Annotated in this window: 21 protein-coding genes and 1 tRNA gene; 17 read left to right on the top strand and 5 right to left on the bottom strand. The window is 43.1% G+C overall.

Annotated elements, in window-relative coordinates:
- Window positions 1-20 precede the first annotated feature (20 nt).
- The 7 genes from PY091_RS18310 to PY091_RS18280 all read left to right on the top strand — a co-directional run bounded on the left by PY091_RS18310 (window position 21) and on the right by PY091_RS18280 (window position 9,210).
- On the top strand, window positions 21-1,337 hold the full coding sequence (locus tag PY091_RS18310) for a TldD/PmbA family protein (protein ID WP_275650930.1): 1,317 nt from the start codon (window positions 21-23) through the stop codon (window positions 1,335-1,337).
- 88 nt (window positions 1,338-1,425) lie between these two features.
- The gene (locus tag PY091_RS18305; protein ID WP_275650976.1) at window positions 1,426-2,046 is read left to right on the top strand and encodes a DUF4159 domain-containing protein; all 621 of its coding nucleotides are present in this window, start codon (window positions 1,426-1,428) and stop codon (window positions 2,044-2,046) included.
- A 10-nt stretch (window positions 2,047-2,056) separates the two neighbouring features.
- Entirely contained in the window at window positions 2,057-3,061 is a 1,005-nt protein-coding gene (locus PY091_RS18300) for an AAA family ATPase (RefSeq protein ID WP_275650929.1), read from the top strand.
- On the top strand, window positions 3,061-3,960 hold the full coding sequence (locus PY091_RS18295) for a DUF58 domain-containing protein (protein WP_275650928.1): 900 nt from the start codon (window positions 3,061-3,063) through the stop codon (window positions 3,958-3,960). The genes PY091_RS18300 and PY091_RS18295 overlap by 1 nt, the downstream gene beginning before the upstream one ends.
- Window positions 3,961-5,238, top strand: coding sequence for a BatA domain-containing protein (locus PY091_RS18290; protein ID WP_275650927.1), 1,278 nt, complete (start codon window positions 3,961-3,963; stop codon window positions 5,236-5,238).
- Window positions 5,235-7,469, top strand: a complete 2,235-nt coding sequence (locus PY091_RS18285; RefSeq protein ID WP_275650926.1) for a tryptophan-rich sensory protein — start codon at window positions 5,235-5,237, stop codon at window positions 7,467-7,469. The genes PY091_RS18290 and PY091_RS18285 overlap by 4 nt, the downstream gene beginning before the upstream one ends.
- Entirely contained in the window at window positions 7,459-9,210 is a 1,752-nt protein-coding gene (locus tag PY091_RS18280; RefSeq protein WP_275650925.1) for a hypothetical protein, read from the top strand. Before PY091_RS18285 ends, PY091_RS18280 begins: the two co-directional genes overlap by 11 nt.
- Window position 9,211: 1 nt before the next feature.
- On the opposite strand, the gene PY091_RS18275 is transcribed toward PY091_RS18280, so the two are convergent.
- The 4 genes from PY091_RS18275 to ppdK all read right to left on the bottom strand — a co-directional run bounded on the left by PY091_RS18275 (window position 9,212) and on the right by ppdK (window position 14,216).
- Window positions 9,212-9,400: a hypothetical protein gene (locus tag PY091_RS18275; protein ID WP_275650924.1), complete on the bottom strand. Its 189-nt coding sequence runs from the start codon at window positions 9,398-9,400 to the stop codon at window positions 9,212-9,214.
- 46 nt (window positions 9,401-9,446) lie between these two features.
- The gene (locus PY091_RS18270) at window positions 9,447-10,304 is read right to left on the bottom strand and encodes a C-GCAxxG-C-C family protein (protein WP_275650923.1); all 858 of its coding nucleotides are present in this window, start codon (window positions 10,302-10,304) and stop codon (window positions 9,447-9,449) included.
- A gap of 168 nt (window positions 10,305-10,472) precedes the next feature.
- The gene (locus PY091_RS18265) at window positions 10,473-11,390 is read right to left on the bottom strand and encodes a cation diffusion facilitator family transporter (protein WP_275650922.1); all 918 of its coding nucleotides are present in this window, start codon (window positions 11,388-11,390) and stop codon (window positions 10,473-10,475) included.
- A 105-nt stretch (window positions 11,391-11,495) separates the two neighbouring features.
- On the bottom strand, window positions 11,496-14,216 hold the full coding sequence (ppdK, locus tag PY091_RS18260; RefSeq protein WP_275650921.1) for a pyruvate, phosphate dikinase: 2,721 nt from the start codon (window positions 14,214-14,216) through the stop codon (window positions 11,496-11,498).
- Window positions 14,217-14,597: 381 nt separating this feature from the next.
- Here ppdK and PY091_RS18255 point away from each other — a divergent pair, with 381 nt between their 5' ends.
- From PY091_RS18255 to PY091_RS18210, 10 genes are all read left to right on the top strand, one after another.
- Window positions 14,598-15,146: a YceI family protein gene (locus PY091_RS18255; protein WP_275650920.1), complete on the top strand. Its 549-nt coding sequence runs from the start codon at window positions 14,598-14,600 to the stop codon at window positions 15,144-15,146.
- 36 nt (window positions 15,147-15,182) lie between these two features.
- Window positions 15,183-16,445: a hypothetical protein gene (locus tag PY091_RS18250; RefSeq protein WP_275650919.1), complete on the top strand. Its 1,263-nt coding sequence runs from the start codon at window positions 15,183-15,185 to the stop codon at window positions 16,443-16,445.
- Between the two features lie 84 nt (window positions 16,446-16,529).
- A complete protein-coding gene (locus tag PY091_RS18245) occupies window positions 16,530-17,132 on the top strand; it encodes a YceI family protein (protein WP_275650918.1) in 603 nt (200 codons plus the stop codon).
- A 165-nt stretch (window positions 17,133-17,297) separates the two neighbouring features.
- On the top strand, window positions 17,298-18,167 hold the full coding sequence (locus tag PY091_RS18240; RefSeq protein ID WP_275650975.1) for a sugar phosphate isomerase/epimerase family protein: 870 nt from the start codon (window positions 17,298-17,300) through the stop codon (window positions 18,165-18,167).
- 105 nt (window positions 18,168-18,272) lie between these two features.
- A tRNA-Arg gene (locus PY091_RS18235) sits at window positions 18,273-18,346 on the top strand.
- A gap of 490 nt (window positions 18,347-18,836) precedes the next feature.
- Window positions 18,837-19,340 carry a hypothetical protein gene (locus tag PY091_RS18230; RefSeq protein WP_275650917.1) on the top strand — a complete coding sequence of 168 codons (504 nt, stop codon included), beginning with the start codon at window positions 18,837-18,839 and terminating at the stop codon, window positions 19,338-19,340.
- Complete coding sequence (locus PY091_RS18225) at window positions 19,340-19,792, top strand: hypothetical protein (protein WP_275650916.1); 453 nt, start codon at window positions 19,340-19,342, stop codon at window positions 19,790-19,792. The genes PY091_RS18230 and PY091_RS18225 overlap by 1 nt, the downstream gene beginning before the upstream one ends.
- Before the next feature lie 25 nt (window positions 19,793-19,817).
- Window positions 19,818-20,222, top strand: coding sequence for a hypothetical protein (locus PY091_RS18220; protein ID WP_275650915.1), 405 nt, complete (start codon window positions 19,818-19,820; stop codon window positions 20,220-20,222).
- Between the two features lie 4 nt (window positions 20,223-20,226).
- Complete coding sequence (locus PY091_RS18215; RefSeq protein WP_275650914.1) at window positions 20,227-21,186, top strand: hypothetical protein; 960 nt, start codon at window positions 20,227-20,229, stop codon at window positions 21,184-21,186.
- A gap of 460 nt (window positions 21,187-21,646) precedes the next feature.
- Window positions 21,647-22,228: a BfmA/BtgA family mobilization protein gene (locus PY091_RS18210; protein ID WP_275650913.1), complete on the top strand. Its 582-nt coding sequence runs from the start codon at window positions 21,647-21,649 to the stop codon at window positions 22,226-22,228.
- A gap of 23 nt (window positions 22,229-22,251) precedes the next feature.
- On the opposite strand, the gene PY091_RS18205 is transcribed toward PY091_RS18210, so the two are convergent.
- Complete coding sequence (locus PY091_RS18205; RefSeq protein ID WP_093980379.1) at window positions 22,252-23,415, bottom strand: IS4 family transposase; 1,164 nt, start codon at window positions 23,413-23,415, stop codon at window positions 22,252-22,254.
- Window positions 23,416-23,539: the final 124 nt, after the last annotated feature.

Here is a 23,539-nt window from a genome sequence, read left to right as displayed (position 1 = left end):
TCATTTTAAATAATAAGACAATGGCTATATATACTAGAGAAGAAGCAAAAAAGATTTTGGAAAAGGCTTTGAGTTTTTCCAAGGCCGATGCCTGCGAAATAAACCTAAGTGGAAGTAACAGCGGAAATATCAGATATGCACGTAATACGGTTTCCACCGCAGGATATAGATCAACACAGAGTCTGGTGGTCCAATCCAGTTTTGGTAAAAAAGTGGGAACAGCGACCATAGATGAGTTCGATGACGCCTCCTTGGAAAAGGTGGTGAGAAGAGCAGAGGAGCTGGCCCAATTATCGCCAGAGAACCCTGAGTTCATGCCTCCTTTGGGACCTCAGACCTATGATGAGTCGATCACCTATAAGGAATCAACGGCCAAGGTAACACCGGAGTACCGGGCAGAGGTGGCCTATAAAAGTATCGAGCCCGCAGCAGCTCAGGATGTGACCGCTGCCGGTTTCTTGGACGATTCGGCCGAATTTTCGGCCATGATCAATTCCAATGGACTGTTCGCTTACAACCAATCCACGGATGTGGATTTCACCGTGACCATGCGTACCAATGATGGTACCGGTTCGGGTTGGGTAACCAGGGATTACAACGATATCGATAAGTTCGATGCCGCAGAGGCATCCAAGATTGCGATAGACAAAGCCGTAATGTCCAGGGAAGCACGTGCCATAGAGCCAGGTAAGTATACGGTGATCCTGGAACCTGCAGCTTCCATCGGTCTGTTGCAGAACATGTTCCGTTCGTTCAATGCAAGATCAGCGGACGAGGGAAGGAGTTTTATGTCCGCAAAGGACGGTGGTACAAAACTGGGACAGAAGATCGTGGATGAACGCGTCAATATCTGGTCCGATCCTTTGAATCCCGAAGTGCCGACATCCACATGGAACGGTGCGGGACAGCCACTCAAGAAAACCAGTTGGATCGAGAACGGTGTGGTAAAGAATTTGGCCTATGACCGTTATTGGGCGGAACAAAAGGGCGTAGACCCTGTTCCTTTCCCAAGCAATGGTATCATGGAAGGTGGGGACGAAAGCCTTGAGGATATGATCAAAGGAACCAAAAAAGGTATTTTGGTGACCCGTTTTTGGTACATCCGTAGTGTGGATCCTCAGACCTTGCTTTATACCGGTCTGACCAGGGACGGGACTTTTTATATTGAGAACGGAAGAATCAAGTTCCCCGTGAAAAACTTCAGGTTCAATGAGAGCCCGATCATCATGTTGAACAATTTGGAGTCCCTTGGACAACAAGTACGTGTCAATGGGAACCTGATACCCTATATGAAGATCCGAGACTTTACGTTCACCAGTCTTTCGGACGCCGTATAAACGGCAATAATACAGTAAACTGGTGGTCAGGTCATCCTTGATCGCCAGTTTTTTATTTCGGCAATTTTAGCCTACGACCCAAATGGCATTGGACAACGAATTCTTTTTTACACGCTTACAGTACGAATCAGGGGATTGGGATGTAGATCAGCGCATGCCCTCCAACCTGTTGAACTCCTTGGTGGAGTACACCACATTAAAGGTGGATACCCAGGAAAGGATCATAACGCTGTCAAGTGACGATATTTTTAAAAGTCCGTTCTGTTATATATCTGGACATAAATTGGTACAGTTCACCAAAAAGGAAAGGGAGAATTTTGAAAAGTATGTCCGAAATGGGGGATTTGTCTTTGCCGATGACTGCAACCATGACATCGACGGATTGTTCGCCAAATCGTTCGAACGCCAGATGGATGAGATCTTTGGGCCGGGAGAGTTGAAAAAAATTCCCAACGACCACGAGATATATACTATTTTCTTTGAATTTGATGATGGACCGCCCACCACCTCACAAGAGCTGAATGGATGGGGGGACGACTTGGTGCACGACTACCTCAAGGCCATTGTGGTCGATGGAAGGATAGCAGTGCTCTACAGCAACAAGGACTATGGATGTGAATGGGACTACGATTTTAGAAACAAACGCTGGTACAAAATAGACAATACCCGGTTCGGGGTGAATATTGTGCTTTACGCCTTAACCTCTTAACGACATTAAATTGGATAAAGAACTACAACAAATTGCAACTGAAGTAGAAGGGCTTTCCGAAAAATTGACCGCCCTCAAAAAGGAAATAGGCAAGGTGATCATCGGTCAGGAAGAGACCGTTTCACAATTGCTGATCACATTTCTTGCCGGTGGGCACGCCTTACTGGAGGGAGTTCCCGGGCTGGCCAAAACCCTGATGATCCGTACACTCTCGAATGCCATAGATTTAAAGTTCAAACGCATACAGTTTACCCCCGACCTTATGCCGTCCGATATTATCGGGACGGAAATATTGGAAGAGGACCATACCACGGGCAAGAAGTTTTTCAAGTTCAACAAAGGCCCTATTTTCTCCAATATCATTTTGGCGGATGAGATCAACAGAACGCCCCCAAAAACACAGGCTGCCCTTTTGGAGGCCATGCAGGAATTCGAAGTGACCTATGGCGATAAGACATACCCGTTGGACAAACCCTTCTTTATCCTGGCCACCCAGAACCCTATCGAGCAATCGGGAACCTTTGTACTGCCAGAGGCCCAACAGGACCGCTTCCTGCTCTACATTAAAATCGGTTATCCCACGGATAAAGAGGAAACACAGATTCTAAAGGCCACTACGGGGACAAAAAAAGCCCAACTGGACAAAGTATTGTCAGGGGACGATATCGTCAGATTACAGCAACTGGTGCGTGAAGTTTCGATTAGCGACGGGTTGATCCAATATGTAAGCGATGTGATACGGGCCACCCGTCCGGATACCACCCAAGTGGATTACGTGAGACAATGGGTGGATTGGGGGGCAGGACCTCGTGCGGGCCAGGCCATGATCTTGACGGCCAAGGCCAATGCACTATTGGAAGGCAGATTGGCCGTGACTTTGGAGGACCTCCAAACCGTAGCGCTCCCTGTCCTGCGCCACAGGGTGCTGGTTAACTTTAGGGCAGATGCGGAAGGCATCACATCGGATACGGTGACCACCGAAATCCTCAAGGCAATTCAATTAAGGGACAACTAATGGCGAAAAGGGACTATCACGATCTTTTACGACCTGATGTCATCAATTCGGTATCGGGCCTAAGCCTCATTTCGCGTATTGTGGTGGAAGGTTATACCTCTGGTCTGCACCGGAGCAAGAGCGTGGGGCCCGGTATGGAATTCAGTCAATACCGAGGTTATGAGCCCGGGGACGATCTACGGCTGCTGGATTGGAAAATGCTGGCCCGTTCTGGCCGGTACTATATCAAACAGTCCGAAGTGGAAAGTCATGTAACCGTCAAGTTTATTGTGGATGCAAGCGCGTCCATGGATCATAAGGAGAACGGGGTGAGCAAACTGGAATTTGCCCGTGTCATGGTGGCCTGTCTATCGCATATGGCACAAAAACAAGGCGATTCCGTAGGGCTTTTTGCCCTTAATGAGGATGATTTTGTGAGCATTTACCCCAAAGCGGACCGGAAACATTTCAACCGTTTGTTATTGGAGCTGTTGAACATTTCGACCAAGGGCAAATGGCCCGAACTCTCCATTGCATCCCAAAGGCTGCACAACAGGGGCGAAAAGGAGCTGGTGTTTTTCCTGACCGATATGTACGAGGATGTCTCCGAACTTTCGGACTTTGTGAAAAACCTGAAAACCGCCAACAATGAAGTCATAGTACTTCAACTTATGACGGGCAGTGAAATGGACTTTGATTTTAAAAAATCCGTCACTTTTGAAGATTTGGAGACCGGTGCCAAGGTAAAAGTGGACGTCAACAAGGCCAGGTCGACCTATTTGAAGAACTTGGCACAAAAGATAGCGAACACAAAGGAACGATTGTTGATGCAAGGGGTCCATTACCATGTATTTCGAATGGACAGTGACTTGGGTGATGCATTGCAACTCTTTTTAAAAGAACGAATACGATTGGTGTAAATGGTTTTTACAGATCCATCATATCTCTGGGCACTTTTGGGACTTTTGGTTCCCTTGGCAATTCATTTATGGAGCAAGAAAGAGGCCAATACCATTAAAATAGGGAGCATCCAATTATTGGATGAATCCAATTCCAGGCAATCCAGTAGCATACAGTTGAACGAATGGCTCCTATTGTTGTTGCGAATGCTGATCGTGGCATTAATAGTTATGTTGATGGCGGGGCCGCACTGGCGAACCAAGGGCAATCAAAAAAAAGTTACCTATTTGGTCGAAGAGTCTTTGGTGAACGATGCCTCCCTTCGAACGATATTGGATAGTTTACAGGAAGGGTCCCCTGTTCGATTGCTGAAAAATGGATTTCCCCATTGGAATCCCGATATGGAATATCGACAGGACCGGGAGCAACCCTATTATTGGCAATTGGTGCCAAAAATGGATTCCTTGCACTCCGATAGCATCGTGGTCTTTACCAAGGCATTGGTGAAAGGATTTCGGTCCATGAGGCCCAATACCCAAAAGAAGATCCACTGGGTGGTCTTGGAATCTGAAGAAACACCGGTCCAGCCGTTGAAGGCCATAGACCGTGATCCCCAAGTTGAGTTGATAACCCTTTCCAGCAATAGCAGGGCCACTAAGATCGAAAGGGAAATGTTGGATGATGGCTTTGAGCTTACTACTGGGGGCGATAGTCTTCGGTTACTTTCCAAAAGTGAAGAAACCGTTCCATTGGCTAGCTTGGACACCCTCCATATAAATATGTATGTGGAGGAAGAATTTGAACGCGAGGGGCACTATATCGAGGCATCCTTTAAGGCTTTGTCCACATATTTGAAGCAACCTATCATCGTTCATCGAGAAGGGGATTTATTGGGAGAAAATAAAGCCCAATTGAATGTTGCCTTGGGTACGGAACCAAAATATGGGGATGGCAAGTGGTTGGTTTATCGAGCAGATCCCATTGCCGATCGTTTGATCCAAGCCGGTCAAACAAAGGATGTATATTGGCTCACTTCACGATTGGATCCCAAAAACACGGTAGAACAACACTTGACCGAACAGTTGCTCTATATTTTGGGGGTGGCCAGTGAACTGGATAAGCTGGTGGAAAGGGCCGATGGGCGACAGCTTGAGGTAACAGAACTAGAGCCCAATTATGTGGCCCCTAGAAAAAAACGGGAAAGAGCAACAATGATCGATGTTTCCTTTTGGGTATTCGGTCTGCTCGGCTTGTTGATGCTTTTGGAACGGGTCATGGCACACTTTAAGAAACAATGATGGGAGCAGGGGATATCAAACAATTTCAATGGCGGTGGCAGCAATCCAAATATGTAGAGGCGGTTCTTTATGCCGTGGGCTTTGGTGGTTTTGTATATCTACTGACGAATCAGGTGCTCTATGGTATCATTGTGTTACTGGTAACGGTCGCTGTCGCGGTACTTATATTAAGACCCTGGAGGATAACTGTCGATAATGCGGTAGGGTATATCGATGCCCATCTGCCGGAGGCGGGATATAGCAGCGGGCTTTTGTTGTTGGCTTCAGGCGAACTCTCCAATTTATCCAAACTCCAGCAATATCGCGTTTCGGAACAATTGGAGCCTATTTTGCCCAAGTTAAGACCACCCCATAAGTTGTTCAGGGCAGCCTTGGTGATGTTCGCCATGGTATTGGTAGGGATTGCGGGCCGTTGGGCACTACAGGGTATGGGGGATTCAGCGGAACTTGACAAATCAAACAAAGAATCCATCAGCTTTGAGCCCAAGGACAGTCTATTGAATACAGCGGCGATTCCTACATTGACCCGGACCATGATTACCATACAATATCCTGGTTATACGGGGCAAGGGACATTGCGAACCACAGACCCGAACCTAAGGGCCGTGCAGGGCTCAACGATCATATGGGACTTGGAGTTTGACGGTGGTGTACAGGATGTGAAAATGGATTTGATGGGTGAACCGATCGCATTTACAAATTCCGGCCAAGGCCATCGTTTAAAAATGGACTTGGGAGCTTCGGGATTCTACAGTTTTGTCTTCACCGATAGGGAAGGCCATGAGCATGTGAGCGATCTCTATTCTTTGGAAATGGTCACGGACGAACCTCCACTGGTCCAGATCGAAGGTCTGGACAATTATAGCTACTTTGAATTCGACCAAGATAAACGAATGGTGTTCAATACCGACATTTCCGATGATTTTGGGATTGCCGATGCCTACATCATCGCTACAGTGAGCAAAGGCTCCGGGGAATCCGTAAAATTCCGTGAGGAAAAAGTTGCGTTTGATGCCAGCATTGGAAAAGGGAGCAGGATACTCCAGCTTAAACAGGCATTGGATCTGGATGAGCTTAAAATGGACCCCGGTGACGAACTCTATTTCTATGTCGAGGCACTTGACCAAAGGACACCTTCCGCAAACGTTGCAAGGAGTGAAACTTTTTTTGCCGTTATTCGGGATACCATTACAGATCCCTTCGCCGTGGAGGGCAATCTGGGCGTCGACCTGATGCCGGACTATTTTAGGAGCCAACGTCAATTGATCATAGATACCGAAAAGTTATTGGCCGAACGGCCCGATATTACAGATAAGGAATTCAATTCAAGGAGCAACGAACTGGGGTTTGACCAAAAGCAATTGCGATTGAAATATGGTCAGTTCATGGGAGATGAGACAGAATTACAGGCAGCTCCAGGGCAAGTGTCATCCAACCAAGAAGGGAATGATGGGCATTCGGGAGAAGATGCAGAGGAAGACCTTTTGGATGGGTATAGCCATAAACACGATAGCGATAATGAGCACAACTTGGTAGAGGAACACGATCATGGGAATGAGGACCAGGAGGAGGAGGAAGACCCGCTTCACGATTATCTTCATAACCATTCGGATCCAGAGGAATCGACCCTGTTCGAAAAATCGTTGAAAGCAAAGCTCAGGGATGCCCTGAACATCATGTGGGAAGCCGAATTGTATTTGAGGTTGTTCGAGCCGGAGAAATCGTTGCCCTATCAATACCAGGCCCTCGATATTATACAGGAAATAAAGAACAGTGCCAGGATTTATGTGCACCGTATCGGATTCGACCCCCCTCCCATTAAAGAGGAGAACAGATTGAGCGGGGATATAGAGAAGATCACCAACTATAGTAAAAACGAAACTTATGCGTACCAAGGGTCCTTTGCATCGGCCAGGAAGGTAGTTTCCCGATTGGAAATCTTGATCGATGGCAATAGCTCGTTTTCCAATGCCGATCAGAATCTTATTCGGGATGCAGGGAACGAATTGGCCCAAAGGGCCGTTTTGGAACCCTTAAAATATTTAAAAGTACTGCAAGGGCTTCGTGATCTGGAAAAATCAGTGAACAGGACCACGGAAAAATTTACGGCGGTACGTAAAGATCTATTGTCCGTATTGCCATCGATAAAGAGTAATCCCATGAAGAATGCCGGTCAAAAGAACGAGATGGATTTATTGTTTTTAAAAGAATTGGGAGTATATGAACAATAGTGTGGTGTTCTTGAATCAGCAATGGCTATGGCCCGTTATGCTTGTAGGAGTGCTCCTTTGGGCGGTTTTTGTTTGGAAGGAGAGCTCCCAACGATACCGACCTAGGTTTTGGTTCAAAACAGTGGTGGCGTTTTTAGGTATGGCTTCGCTCGTCATGTTGGTATTGAAACCCAGTACTTGGAGGGAATCGACCCTTGGGAAGGGCATTATACTGACAGAAGGGTATCGGCCTTCCCAATTGGATAGTTTACGGGCTATGTATAAAAGAATTCCCTTGGAAACATATGCCAAGGGAAAACCCTTGTCCATTTTGAACGGGGCAGACTCCTTGTTCCTTTTGGGGCATGGCCTGGAGGATTTTGACCTCTGGCAATTGGATGAAAAGGCCGTCGCCTTTATGGGAGGCGAGGAAGTATCCGGATGGACCGCTATCTCAACTGGAAATGAAACGATGTTGGGTGAAACCTTGGAAGTACGTGCCAAGTATTCGGGACCTGAGCAGGGCCATTGGGCGGTTCTGGCCGACAATGGGGGCAATCCCTTGGACTCGGTGCCCTTTGAGCAAATAAAGGAACAAGAGATTATCCTCAAGGCAGAGCCAAAGGCCAGTGGTCGTTTTGTCTATCATCTATTGGAAAGAGATCAAGAGGGCACTCTATCCGATGAGCCCATTCCGGTTGAAATAGTCGAGGGAAAACCTTTGAAGGTTCTTATGATCAATACATTCCCGACATTTGAGGCGAAATACCTAAAAAATTTCTTGACCGAACGAGGCCATGAAGTATTGGCCCGCACACAACTTACCAAAGGCAAGTATAAATTTGAGTTTTATAATGGCGCATCCAACCCCATATATGGGTTTACCAACGAGAATTTGGCATCCTATGATTTGCTGATCATTGACGTTGATTCCTATATTGGTCTAGGTGATAGCTCTAAAAATGCATTGGAACAGGCCATTAAGTCCAATGGGCTCGGTGTTTTTATACAGCCTGACGAAGGCTTGTTCCAAGTATCACGGGACCATCTCCCTTTTAAGTTCAAGCGTGATGTTGCTTCAGAGTTCGGCACCGGGGAAACAGGTCGGAACCTGCACAAGTATCCTTTTCAATTTCAAAGTTCCGTTCGTAAGCAGGACATCGGTTTGGATTCCTTGGTCGTGGCTGCTTATGTTCCTATGGAAAAAGGAAAGGTTGGTACTACGTTGCTCCAAAACACGTATCAACTTGTATTGGATGGAGAACAGGACCTTTATGCCCGTATTTGGACACAAATCTTAAAAAACACTGTTAGCTCATGGGAAGGTGCATTGCAATGGAAGAGGATTACCCGATATCCGAGAAAGGACGAACCGTTCGACCTTGAGATTCGGACATCATATGAAGATATGACCCTTACTACAGAAACGGGAGTTTCGATACCATTGCTTCAAGATGCTTTGATCGCACAGAAATGGACGGCTAGGCATTATCCAAGGAAAACAGGATGGAACCAGCTTCAGTTTGCTTTGGATTCATTGGTCCCGGTTTCATTTTTTGTTCATGCTGATGAAGCATTGACATCCATCGATAATTATCAAACCTTAAAGGCCAACCGCTATAGGTTCGGTTCTGAAAATGATTTTGGCGTTTCGGTTTCAGCACCTAAAGAGGAACTATTGCCCATTTCCCCAATTTGGTTTTATGCCGTACTGCTTTTAAGTTTGGGTTGGTTGTGGTTGGAACCAAAACTAATCTCCTAGGTCAATCACCCTTTTTTTCAGACCTTTTCTTTTTGCTCAGGCCAAAAACAACCAGCAGTCCACCAATGGCGACCAAAACATTGCCGATGGGTTCCAATGGGTCCTTCAAAGCCATGGTGCAAACAAGACCAACAAGTACGAGCAGTATTCCCGTGAACAGATATTTTTGGTACAATCCTTTATTTTTCATCGTGTATGGAATTAGTCGTTCTATTAATCATATCGAACACCAACTTTTAAAAGTTGGTGATTTTAGTTTCGGTCAACATATGGATCAGCTCAGCGCAGCCTCCACTATCCAAAAACCTAGAGTGTTCTTCAAGATTTTTAAAATGGGTTCCCGAAATTTCGGAACAGCGCATTTTTTTGTTGGTGTGCCCTTGGAACACATTCAATGTATCCATGGCATAAGGGTTGTCCATAGATGATTTTTTTGGTATCTCTCGGCACCATCGTAGGGATTTGAGCCAAATGGCCGCTGCCAATGCCCCACATCCACCTCCGCTAAGTCCCAGCCCACCGGCAAACCCAGCCACCATTATGGATTCCTCATCTGTCGCACCCATTTTTTTGGCAGTCTCAGAAGCACAGCTTACGCAATTAGTTGTTTGGGGTCGGGAAGCTGTGTTCAGTCCTTCGTGAGCAGACCTTACTGCCTCAGGGGCCCAGTCCTGCGCAAGCTGAAAACAATGTAGGAACCTTCCGGTGATCATATATTTGGCCATGCTCAGTTTATTGGAGAAATCACATTGGGTGATCTCCCTGCAGTCCATGGTCTTTTCCCGTTTTCGGAAAGAGGCCATGATCTCTTGTGTTGCGCGAACGGCCACTGCAATGGCAAGACTGCTGTGATGGTATCTTCGGTACGCTTCCGCACCTACGGCCAATGAAGCGCCCCACAGCATGCCGCATTGGTGCCCCTCTTGCAGAATACCACCTGCCAAGGAGTCCGAAGCCCGTTCTTCGGGTTCTTTTAAATGACCGAATTCACGGTTCAATAGATAGAAAAAGGTACGGGAACAGGTGCGTTTTTTCCTGAAGATCTTTTTACCGTCATCTGGGCCATTGTGCACCTTGTTTTCGCTTTTGTCCATTTCAGTGGAATTTGAAATCAAGGTAGCATGGTTTTAAATTCAATCCTATGATATTCATTAGTTTGAATAAAATCATTGGGTTTGTAGAAGATGATTTTGAGCATTCAAAAAATGCAGCTTTTATAAAAGCTGAAGTATTTAAAAACCATCTAGCGGAAAAGAACAACCTTATTTGTACGTGTATTCGTTGGGTTCGATATGAATGAGGACATGGCCCAAATTGGGGATTTCCTTGCGGAGGTAATCCTTAAGTTCGTGGGCGATCCAGTGTCCTTTTTCCACGCTTATCCCACCATCTACAATGGCGTGGAGGTCCACATGGTATTTCATTCCGGATTTTCGTATAAAGCATTTTTCGGTCCCTAAAATACCTTCGACCTGGGAGGATTTCTTTCTTATCTCCAAGATCAGGTCATCGTATTGGTGTTCATCCATGATCTCTCCCAAGGCCGGACGGAATATCAAATAACTGTTGTACAGTATAAAGCCAGAGGCCAATAACGCGGCCCAATCATCTGCTGTTTCATATCCTTCGCCGAAGAGCAGGGCTATGGAAATACCGATAAAGGCCATTACCGAGGTAATCGCATCACTGCGATGGTGCCACGCATCTGCCCGCAACGAGGTGCTCTGGGTCAATTTGCTCTTTCGAATCACTACCTGAAATGAAATCTCCTTCCATAGAATGATACCTCCCAGGACAATAAGGGTCCAAGGCTCGGGTACCTTGTGCGGTGTTCGTATATGTTGGATACTCTCGTAAGCGATGATCGTGGCCGAGGTCACCAAAAAGGCAACGACAATGAAAGTAATGAGAGGTTCGATCTTTCCATGTCCGTAGGGATGGTTTTCATCGGGTGGCTTTTCGGCGTATTTGAAACCGAGCAGTACCAGGAAGGAAGAGAAAATATCCGTCGTGGATTCAATGGCATCTGCAATCAATGCATAGGAATTGCCGAAAAAGCCGGCCAAGCCTTTGGTCAAGGCCAGTGCAATATTGCCTACAATACTGAAATAGGTGGTCTTAATGGCCGTTTTTTCGTTGCTATTTTCCATGCTGGTCGTCCGTAGGACAAAGATGCCCATAATTACGTTCGATTTAAAATTTATGGGGATAATAAAAAAGATCCCCGACACTTTTACGATAAAGGTCGGGGATCAAAAAAACAGAATGGTTAGGTCTATTTAAATTTATGAAATCACGGCTTGTGCCGCTGCTACGCGCGCAATCGGAACCCTGTAGGGTGAGCAGCTTACGTAGTTCATTCCAACCTTATGGCAGAAACCTACGGAGCTTGGCTCGCCACCGTGTTCACCACAGATGCCTACTTTTAGCCCTGGTCGTGATGCACGGCCTTTTCGGGTTCCAAGTTCCACCAATTGTCCTACGCCTTTTTGGTCCAATACTTCAAAAGGATCGGCCTTTAGGATTCCTTTTTCAAGGTAGACCGGCAAGAACTTACCGGAATCGTCCCTTGAATAGCCAAAGGTCATTTGGGTAAGGTCATTGGTCCCGAAAGAGAAGAAATCGGCAATTTCAGCGATCTCATCGGCAACAAGGGTCGCCCTTGGTGTCTCGATCATGGTACCCACGGAGTATTCCACAGTGTCCTTACGTTTCTTGAACACGTCTTGGGCGGTTTTGTCGATCACTTCTTTTTGTTGTCTGAATTCCTCAACGGTACCTACCAAGGGAACCATTATTTCAGGTTTGGTCACGATACCCTCTTTTTTCAGGTTGATCGCAGCTTCCAATATGGCCTGTGTCTGCATTTCGGTAATCTCCGGATAGGTATTTCCCAAACGGCATCCACGGTGTCCCAGCATGGGGTTGAACTCTTCCAGTTCGGCTACTTTGGTCTTCACGGATGACAGTGAAATATGAAGGTCGTCCGCAAGCTCTTTTTGGGTGGCCAATTGGTGGGGTACGAATTCGTGCAACGGTGGGTCCAATAACCTTACGGTCACGGGATGGCCCTTCATGGCACGGAATATTCCCTCAAAATCGCCTCGTTGCATCGGCAATAGTTCTTTAAGAGCCTGTTTGCGTCCCTTGACGGTATCGGCCAAGATCATTTCACGCATGGCCTTGATTCGGTCCACTTCAAAGAACATATGCTCGGTACGGGTAAGACCAATACCTTTTGCGCCAAAACTTCTGGCGATTTCGGCATCTTTAGGGGTATCCGCATTGGTGCGTACTTCCAGCTGTGCATAGGAATCCGCCAATTCCATGAGCTCGGCAAATTCACCGCTCAATTCGGGTTCCTTGGTACCTACCTTGCCTTCCAAAATATTACCGGTAGAACCATTGATGGAAATCCAGTCCCCTTCATGATATTCATGGCCGTCCACTTTCAATGTTCGGGTCTTGTAGTTGATCTTAAGCGCTCCGGCACCGGAAACACAACATTTACCAATTCCCCTTGCCACTACCGCAGCATGGGAGGTCATTCCCCCACGGGCCGTAACAATACCTTTGGCAACGTTCATACCTTCCACATCTTCAGGGGATGTTTCCACACGCACCAATATGCTGTTTTTGAATTTATCGGCTTCATCGGCAAAGAAGACAATCTGGCCGGTGGCCGCTCCAGGTGATGCGGGAAGACCTTGTGCGATTACTTCGGCTTCTTTCAGGGCCTTAGGGTCAAAGATAGGGTGCAATAGCTCGTTTAGTTTGTTGGGCTCTATGCGCATTAGGGCCTTTTTCTCATCTATCAGTCCTTCTTTGAGAAGGTCCATGGCAATTTTTACCATGGCCGCACCGGTACGTTTACCGTTACGTGTCTGTAAGATCCAGAGTTTACCTTGTTGAATGGTAAATTCCATATCCTGCATGTCCTGATAGTGGGTCTCAAGTTTGTTTTGATATTCGAACAATTCCTTGTAGATCTTGGGCATCAATTCTTCCAGTGAAGGGTACTTTTCCTTGCGTTCCTCTTCATCGATCTGAGCTAGTTTTGCCCAGCGCTGAGATCCCAAAAGGGTAATCTGTTGCGGTGTACGCACTCCAGCGACAACATCCTCGCCTTGTGCATTTATAAGATACTCTCCGTTGAACATGTTCTCACCGGTACCCGCATCCCTGGTAAAGCATACCCCAGTTCCAGAATCCTCACCCATGTTACCGAATACCATGGCCTGTACGTTTACCGCGGTTCCCCAATCTTCTGGGTAACCGTGCATTTTTCTATAGTAAATGGCACGATCACCGTTCCAGCTGTCGAATACGGCGGTAATGGCGCCCCATAATTGGTCCCAAGGGTTGGTAGGGAAAGGTTTTCCAGTTCTTTTTTTAACGATGTCCTTAAAGTCGTACACCAAATCCTGAAGATCTTGAACGGTGAACTGGGTGTCCTGATCGATTCTTCTTTTGTCCTTTAAATGATCGATGATCTCTTCAAATGGATCGAGGTCGTCCTTGGATTCCGGTTTAAGGCCCATGACCACACTACTGTACATTTGAATGAACCTACGATAGGAATCCCAAGCAAACCTTTCGTTGCCCGTCATTTTGATCACGCCTTTAATGGATTCATCATTAAGGCCCAGGTTAAGTACCGTATCCATCATCCCAGGCATGGATACCCGAGCACCGGAACGTACCGAAATCAGCAGGGGATTCTCATCGTCGCCGAAAATAGAGCCCATGGTCTCCTCAATACTTGTTATGGCATTGCGGACCTCAGGTTCTATACGTGCGATCACGGATTCCCTTCCCTCTTCATTATATTGTGTACATACTTCTGTGGTTATGGTAAAGCCCGGGGGCACAGGTATTCCAATGCGGCTCATCTCGGCCAAATTGGCTCCTTTACCACCAAGCAGGTTCTTCATGTCACGCCCCCCATCGGCCTTTTTATTACCGAAAGAGTAAACGCTGAGTTGGTTCTCTGTAAGTGTTTCCATCTTTATATCTATTAAGAGATTGATAAATGCTAAAATCTGATTGTAAAATTAGATGGTACTACCGGGCCAGAACATGATAAAAGTCAGTGTTTCAGGAGTTTTGTCTGTGATTCAGTGGATTATGAAGTACTTTTTGAAAAGCTGGGGCTTTCTAGCCATTCAAATGGAATCCGGTTAGGTGAAATTGAGCCTATATTCGGTTAAAAATCAATAAAATAGAAATATTTTGTAACTTTTGTTACTGAAAATCAGCACATTATGCGAATCATGACATTTATCATATTTTGATTTTGTTTCCTACCTGAACTTTGTCCCCAACAAAACCAAAATACTATGCAATCACAATTCAAAAAAAGACCGTTTTCAATCAAGTCAGTCATTATGTTAATGACATTCGGATTGATTCCGATCGCACTTGCCGCACAGAGCTACCAAATTAGTAAAGGTGAAGGAGAGGTCATGGTGACAGGTACTTCTACCTTGCATGATTGGGAAGAGGTGGCAGAGCAGAAATCAGGCTCCATTTCGGTTGATAAAACAGGAGAACTTCCAACAATCAGCACCCTTAAGTTTACGGTAGAGGCCGAAAGCTTAAAAAGTGGAAAAGGAGCAATGGACAAAAACACGTACAAAGCGTTGGATACCAAAAACCACAAACAGATCGTATTCAACATGAAGAGCGTGAAAAGTATCTCCCCTGTGTCCTCCAACAAATACAAAGTTGTGGCTAACGGAGACCTTACTATCGCTGGAAGTACCAAGACAATTGACCTTCCGTTCGACCTTACCCTGGATGAGGGTAAAGTACTATTGGAAGGCAAAAAGGGCCTTAAAATGACCGATTTCAACATTGAGCCACCAAAGGCCTTGTTGGGAACCATTACCACCGGTAATGAAATCGAGGTCCACTACAATACCGTTTGGAAATAATTTAAATCTTAATACTCAACTAATAAATCTACAACAATGAAAAAATACGCAAAATACGGATTATTGGCTGCTGCTTTCCTAGTAGGCCTATCGGGATATTCCCAAAACCGTCAACTGGACAATTTCCGTTCACCCGATAAAAACGGAATCAACGTTTTCGAAGCTCCAAAGGATACTGTTTCAACCTTTGATGGAGTGAAAGTTAGGGTAGGGGGTTCCTCAACCTTGCAGTTCCAAGCAATCGACCATGAAAACTCTGGTGCTGTTGAACTAATCCCGATCGGGGACAACTTTAACTTGGCAACTGCCAACTTGGATTTGGACGTGGCCTTGGCCAAAGGTGTTAGAATGCACTTAAGAACTTACTTGTCTTCTCGTCACCACCCAGAACCTTATGTAAAAGGTGGATACTTCCAAGTGGACAATTTGGATTTCATCAGCCCCGGTTTCTTGGAAGAAGCCATGAAATACCTAACCATTAAGGTAGGGCACATGGAAAACAACTATGGTGATGCCCACTTTAGAAGAACGGATAACTCCCAAGCCATGCACAACCCATTTGTTGGTAACTTGATCATGGATGCCTTTACTACTGAGGTAGGTGGTGAGGTGTACTTCAGAAAGAACGGTTTCATAGGAATGTTCGGGCTTTCCAATGGTAAATTGAACCAAGCTGTGAGCAACCCAGAGACTACAGGTGCCTCTATATTGGCCAAATTGGGATACGATGGTCAGATCAACGAAGATTTGAGACTTAGGATCACTGGTTCCATGTATAGCACAAGCAAATCTGCTATAACCTATCTTTACAGTGCAGACCGTTCAGGATCTAGATATTACTTGGTAATGGAAGATACAGAGGCCTCTACATCAGGTAACTTTAGATCTGGTAGATACAACCCAGGTTTCAACAACGAGATCACTGCCTTTATGATCAACCCGTTCGTGAAATATAAAGGTTTGGAATTCTTCGGAACATTCGAGACCGCTTCCGGTAAGACCGATGCCGAGACCGACGACAGAACCGCTACACAATTGGCAGGTGAATTGATCTACAGGTTCGGTAGCAGTGAGAACTTCTACTTGGGCACTCGATACAATACAGTAACTTCAGACGACCCATCCGGTTCAGAAGTGACCATTGATAGATTCCAACTTGGTGGTGGTGTGTTCTTGACCAAGAACATCTTGGCCAAAATAGAATATGTAAACCAACAATATGATGGTTACGATACCACAAGTATCTTCCATGATGGTGAATTCAAAGGGCTTTTATTGGAAGCTGTGATCAGCTTCTAGAATACGATTGGTTTTATTATGATTAGACCTAGGACAGCAATGTCCTAGGTCTCAAAACTTAAAAAAATAGTATATTTAGGCATCATGTTAACCTCCATTCCACATATCACCAAAATGCTTTTGATTGTTACCGTAGTGGTAGCCGTTCTTGGTTTTACCGATCCGGTTCGTGAGACCAAGGTTCGTGTGGCACCGGAAAGCGAGGTCGTTATTTCCGGCACGACCAATGTGAACGAGTTTACCTGTAAGTATAATCTACAGGAACTGGAACTTCCCATTAGGTTGACCTATGATGAAAAGGCGGAGCTCATACAATTCAAAAATGCACAGCTTAAATTGGCGAACGATTGTTTTGATTGTGGGGGAAAGGCCATAAACAAGGATTTTCGTGAGCTTTTACAGACTAAAAAGCATCCTCAGGTAGAACTAAGACTACTTTATGTTGACCCACCAAAACCTGATAATCAACAAATCGGGGTGGGTATGGAAATCAAAATAGCAGGAGTTACCAGAAACTACGAAACCCAATTGTATTGTGAGCAACAGGGCAATAATATTTGTGTGGATGGCACCATTGCCCTAAAATTGACCGACTTTGGGCTTGAACCGCCGCGAAAAGTGTTGGGAATGATCAAGGTACATGATGAAATAAAGGTAAAGTTGGCCCTTAGGCTAAATGAAATTTAAAAAAATAGCACTCATTTGTTTTTAAGCCCGTTACTACTCTCAGGTATGACGGGTTTTTTTATGCTTCGAACCAACTGTATTCTAACAATATCCCCTTAAAATATTAATGTGGAAAACCCTATATTGTACTACTTAAAAAACCGCAATTAACTACAAACTACAATGATGAACAGAAATTTAACTCAGAAAGGGATATTCACCCTTATTTTCACTTTGGTTTTTACATTATCGTTTTACGCCCAGGATAGCTTTGGTGGTCTTGCGCTTTACACGGTCAGGGATAACATGGGCGAAGATGCCAAAACAACTTTGCAGAAAGTGGCCGATGCCGGTTATGCGTATATCGAAGCTGCTGGATACAACGAAGGTAAGTTCTATGGAATGGAACCACAGGAATTCAAATCCTATTTGGAAAGTATTGGATTGACCCCTGTCAGCACACATATGGGCATGGTGACTATGGAAAATGCAGACCAATTGATCGCAGATACCAAAGCGGCAGGGTTTGAATATTTTACCATTCCGGTACCACCAATGGGTATGTTCACTTTTAACCGCGAGGAAAGAACAATGGGCATGAAAGGTTCTATGGAAGATTTTGCTGATATCTTGACCACTTTGGGCAAGAAATGTGAGGCAGTGGGATTAAAATTACTTTATCACAATCACGATTTTGAGTACAAGGACAACGAGGATGGCATTAAGCCGATCGACTATCTGTTGGAAAACACCGACCCTAAATATGTAAACTTCCAAATGGACCTTTACTGGGTAACCAGGGCAGAAGCAGATCCTGTGGCTTATTTTGAGAAGTATCCGGGAAGGTTCAAATTATGGCATGTAAAGGATATGGATGAAGAAGGTAAATTTGCTCCGGTAGGGGAAGGTACCATTGATTTTAAGAGGATTTTGGATAAAAAGGACACTTCCGGTATGGTAAAATATTTCGTTGAGCAGGATATGACCTGGGACAAAAAACCTTTGGAAGTTATCGAAATCAGCCATAAAGGATTGAAAGAGATAGGGTTTAAGTAAAAATTGATGGAGCTGGTCGATGGGGTTTTTTGATAAAAATTGCAAGAAATCAAAAAAATATTTTTTACAACCGGTTACATTAGTATCTTTGCACCCGCAAAGTTTGGTCGCGTAGCTCAGCTGGATAGAGCATCTGCCTTCTAAGCAGACGGTCGAAGGTTCGAATCCTTCCGCGATCACTAGTATTCATAGGGCCTCAGAGAGTTTCTCTTTCTGAGGCCTATTTTTTTGCAAACAATTTGCAAACACCTCATTTTTTAACAGTATTTAACACGATAATAGCCTATTTGTCAAATCTTGAATCGATTTATCTTGATTTCACTTGGTTTAATATTTAGTTCTATCTCTTCTTCATTGAAATTGTCAAACTTTGTTTTTAAGGCGTTTTTTAATTCGATTAAATACATTCAAACATATTGAGGCCAAAATCATGGGCAGAATAACACAAATAGCTGTTTGTAGCTCTAGATTATCTTTTCTGAATTGTGGTGAGGTATAATATTCCCAGATATACGAAAACAACTTTATAAAAAGTATTATCAATCCAAGAAACAATATAATCCCAAGAATAATAAGAACCCCATTGCCAAACATCGAAAATTCGTCTTTTAGGTTTTTTATAATCTTTGATTTACTTGGTTTTTCGTACATTTTCAGGAATATTTAAACATGAAAATAAAGAGTATAACATTCTCTCCACAGGAACCAAAGTTAAAAATCATCAAGAATGTATTTGTTTATATTTCTGAAAAGCATGAACAAATCATAGTCACCCCATTTTATAAAGAACCTAATCAAGGATACAGATACTCCCAAGAAGAGTGTGAAGTATTAAAAATTGATTCTTCTTATGACTTGATTGGAGAAGCGATAAAACGAAACATCCAGAAATTTGATATAAAAGAATATGATGCAAAGCGATCTAGTAAAAAGGACGGTTACACGGCTTTTCATGTGAGTAAAGAAAAATCAATGAGGGGTTTTGAAAAAAACTATACACTTATTGATGTAAGCGGATTAACGGATAGGAACAATACTTTCAGAATTCAAACTAGACTTGGGTTTATCAATAGACTTGAAATTACATCTACAATTTCGGCACATTGTGATAATGCAGAATTAGGGAAATTGGTCATGAAAATGTTTAATTCTGAAATCGTTGAAAGAAAATAATGAATGAGGTATTTCCTTGGATAGTTTTAAAGGATGAATTCTTTTTCAATGGGACCATTGAGCAATTAGAAGAAAAATTAAGGTTTCAGAATAACCAAAAATTTAGAGTTGAATGGATAGACTATCAATCATTTAAATTTTTATCCAACTTTTCGGTGGGAACAATAATGGTAAAATTTAATCCAGGGTTTGCAGATGGAATAAAAGGCTATGCCAATTTAATTGAAACGGAGTCAGGCAAGACAAAAGTTTCACTTAGAACCAAAATCCGAATTGAATTATACTTTTTCCTAGCAGTTATGGTAATTGCAATTATTGCAGCGTTAGCATCAGAAGAAGTTTTTCTAACTTGGGCGCTATGGCTTACACCTTTTGGTTTATTATGGTTTTGGTTTGTGTATCGAATACAAGAAAGAATCCTTTTCAATAAGTTGAAAAGCTACTTAAGTTAGTTAAAGAAAGACTTAAAATTAAACTTTGAGCATTACACTAATCAAAACAGATTATACTATTTCAGCCCTACATAAACTTGTATCAGGCGGAAAATATAAAGGCTTTGTCAATATGAAGGAATTCGAATTGGTAAGGCTAAAATCTCATAAGTTTTACAGAGTTAAGGGAAAATTGAACGAAAAGAATGAATTCGTTGTTGAAACAGACTTTATAAAATCTTTGAAAATTTTGGTCAAGACCTTTAATATTTTTGGGGTTTTGACTTCTTTGATTTTAGCGTTTGTAATTTCCAACTGGACACTTGTGATATTATACTTTGTTTTGAGGCTGTTTATGGAATTATATACAAGGTATCATGAAGAAAGGGAGATACGTTTGTTTTCTGAAGCCTATTATGGGCTAATTCGAGAAGTACAGCATAACTATTAGAATAATGGAAGGATTGATTAATGTAAAAGGCTATTCTGAGAAGAATCTAAAGTTGGCTATCAGACAATGGATTGATTTGTATTTCGAAAGTTTAGATAGCAAATTGACCATTAATCTGTTCCAAGTTGAAGACTCAATCCAGATAGAAGTTAATAACCTCTCTAACCAATTGTTCTTTTTCTTAATTAACTATTTAAAGTACCCTGAAGATATAAAGGGGGCCATAGAAATATTGGGATATACAGGAGGTGATGAGAGTAGTAATTTTAAAGGTCAGGACATATTGATTTATATTCCTTCTGATGATACTGAATATGATAACGTTTATGTGGTTACAGAAAATAATATTCATTTCAAGATTGACTTTGGTGGTGGAATAAAAAAAGTTAATTCCAGCATTCCAGAATTTTTTAAGTTAACACCAGTAAGCACATCACCGATAGATTCTATTATAGTTTCTAAAAAAGCGAGTGTCTATTTTGATAAGAAGCAATTCTTTAAAACCATTGAAGGAAGGTTTACCATAATATCTTTGGTACTCTTCATACTATTAATATTTCATTTTCTGTATATCAATGGAGATAGAGACATGCTTGAAAAAGAAAGAGCAACTTGGTTTTTATATGCCGGAGTTTCTATTTGGTTTTTTATTGATAATGAAATGCTTAAAAAAGATATTCTGTATCTAGGTTGTTTTGCAATAGCAATTGTATTGATGGTTTATGGGGGGGATTTTGTAAATAATTTTCCAAAAACATTAACTGAAAAGTTAGGGCCATTTACCTTAATGCCATTAACTTTTTTAATGTTGCAATGGCCTCTTCGAAGAATATACAAAGGATTATTTAAGAAAGAACCGAAGACTGATAGGGACGGGGGTGTAACTGATTTCATATATTCAATGGCACTTACATTTGGCTCAATTATTTTGCCATTCGTATTGTATGGATTAATAAATAAGTGATTGTTATATCTAAAAAAATAACTATTCAAATCAGTTCATATTACCATTCATCAATTCACAACGTATTTTTCTTTTAGTAAAAAGGTTATATTTATAATATGCTTTCAAGCATAATTTGTGCGGCAAATAAATAATTGATTTGACTTTCCTAAAGTCCGTACAAACCAAAGAAAATTTATAGGGCAGCTGATTTTCAATCATGCTGTATTCATTTGGTCCCGCTTGCGGGACGAAGGAATAGCAAGAGGGTGATGCGCAGATTGCGCCATCACGGTTGTTTTCGGGTCTTCAACAAGTTGAAAACCAGTCAATTGAACAGATTTTGGAATACTGTGCAAAATCAAGGGCTACAGTAGGCTTTTCCGAAATCTACAGTAAACCCTTTGGGAAGCCCCATAAACACTGGAAATTTTTGACGAAAAAATTGACACAATTTCACTAAAAAAACAAAATCGCACTTATGGAAAAGCAATCAACCAACGGTAAAATAAAGAAAGGGACGGGGGGTTATTCCAATATCACCGTAAAGAAGGAAACGGCCACACGCTTTCGCAGCTATTCCAAAAGGTTCAACAAATCCCATAGCGAGGTTTTGGAAGGAATGATACAATACTTCAAGGAGAACAACCTTGATCCTTTTGGAGAGGGAACAAAGGTCATCCTTGACAGCATCAAAAAATTGGAGCGTCAGATGATGAAAAAATTCGATAGGCTCATCGCCATTATCAAGAACATGGAAAAGACCAGTATCAGGCCCACCTATGAAATGGTACTCATCCTTTATGAAGCCTATGTAAAGGATGGGAGGAAACCTAAACGTGAACCAATCAAGATACAGGAAGAGCGAATGGATTTTTTGGAGTCTAGAAACACTGTTCCAAAAGTTGAGCACGAGAGAATCCTTCATGAATTTGAAAGCTATAAAAAGCGTTGCAATGAAATCATCGACAATGTGGAAAAGGTGGAGCCTATGATGGGAAAGCCCTATCTAAAGATCAATATGGGCATGGGGGATTATGAAAGTATTAAGTATCAACACTAGTGTCCCATTAAAATTGGGACGTTTTAAAAATTAAATAAATTTGGCCCATTAAGCCTATTTCGTTCTTTGTCATTTTGAAATTTAGTTTTGCTAAAGAGTTCCCGAAGGTTCGTTTTATCGGTCAGGGAGATGCTTAATATCTGCAGCACTTCATAAGTACTTCTCTCCAGTTTCATATCGTGCTGAACGATGGCCACCAAACAATAGGTGCAGATGGCAGCATAGATCTGGATTCGCACGGCATTCTCGGTAGTACCCCAGAACTTTTTGATTTTAAGGTGTTGTTTCAGCCATTTGAAGAACAGCTCTACCTGCCAGCGGTTCTTATAAAGTTCAGCAACCTGTAGGGCTGAGATGTGAGTAGCATTGGTCAAAAAGACGAACTCCCGTTGTTGTAGTTCATCCCAGTATCTGACAAGCCGCAGTGACCCAGGATAGTACTGCTTTGGGTAAAATCCAGTCAACCCAATGGTCAGATCTGAAAGCACGTTCCTGGGCAATCTGCGTTTCCACTTGATGGATCTGTACTGCAGGTTATTCTTTGCCCTGATCACAAAGTAAGCACCTATCTGATGGATTTTATACAGCATCTTAAAGTTGTTATAGGCTCGATCAAATATATAGTAGGACCCTGGTTCATAAGGAATTTCTTTCATAACCTTTGAGTCGTGTACTGAAGCTTCGGTAATATGAAAAAATGCCGGTATCTGTGTTTCCACATCATACAAGGTGTGTACTTTGATGCCACCTTTTCTCCTTCGGAACTTTGCCCACCAGAATACGGAAAGACACAGGTCGATCGTTGTCGAATCGAAAGCATAGACGTGGCCACTCAGATCGAAGATGTTGGTAGTTCTGGTTTCTCTGGCCTGATTTACCAAATAGTAGGCATACTCCTCAAAGATATGGTAATCCCTGTCCTGATTGGCCCTTGCCAAAGATGATTTAGAGACATTCTTCCCCATTCCCAAATGATAACATTTGGATCGGTGGGCATCAAGTGCGATTACCAGATCCCTAAGGCTTTCACGATTGGAGAGCTGGCCGAACATCAAAGCGAGCAACTGGTTCCAGCAGGTGAAGTGCTTCACATATTTATCCCCCCGATAGGTACGAACAATATAATTGAACTTGTTTCTATCCAAAAAGGAAACAAGCTGTGAGAAAACGAATTTGTCTTTATGCATTGCAAATCTGTATAAGAATTGCAAAAGTTAAAATTGAAATCCGTTTAATCGAAAAACCTCTGTAACTAACTATATTTCAAATATTTCAAAGAACTATTTTAGATTTTAATGGGACAGTAATGAA

The sequence above is a fragment of the Flagellimonas okinawensis genome (genome assembly GCF_029194005.1).
Taxonomy (GTDB): Bacteria; Bacteroidota; Bacteroidia; order Flavobacteriales; family Flavobacteriaceae; genus Flagellimonas; species Flagellimonas okinawensis.
The sequence above is the reverse complement of the archived record's forward strand: the minus strand, read 5'-3'. Positions and strand labels throughout refer to the sequence as shown.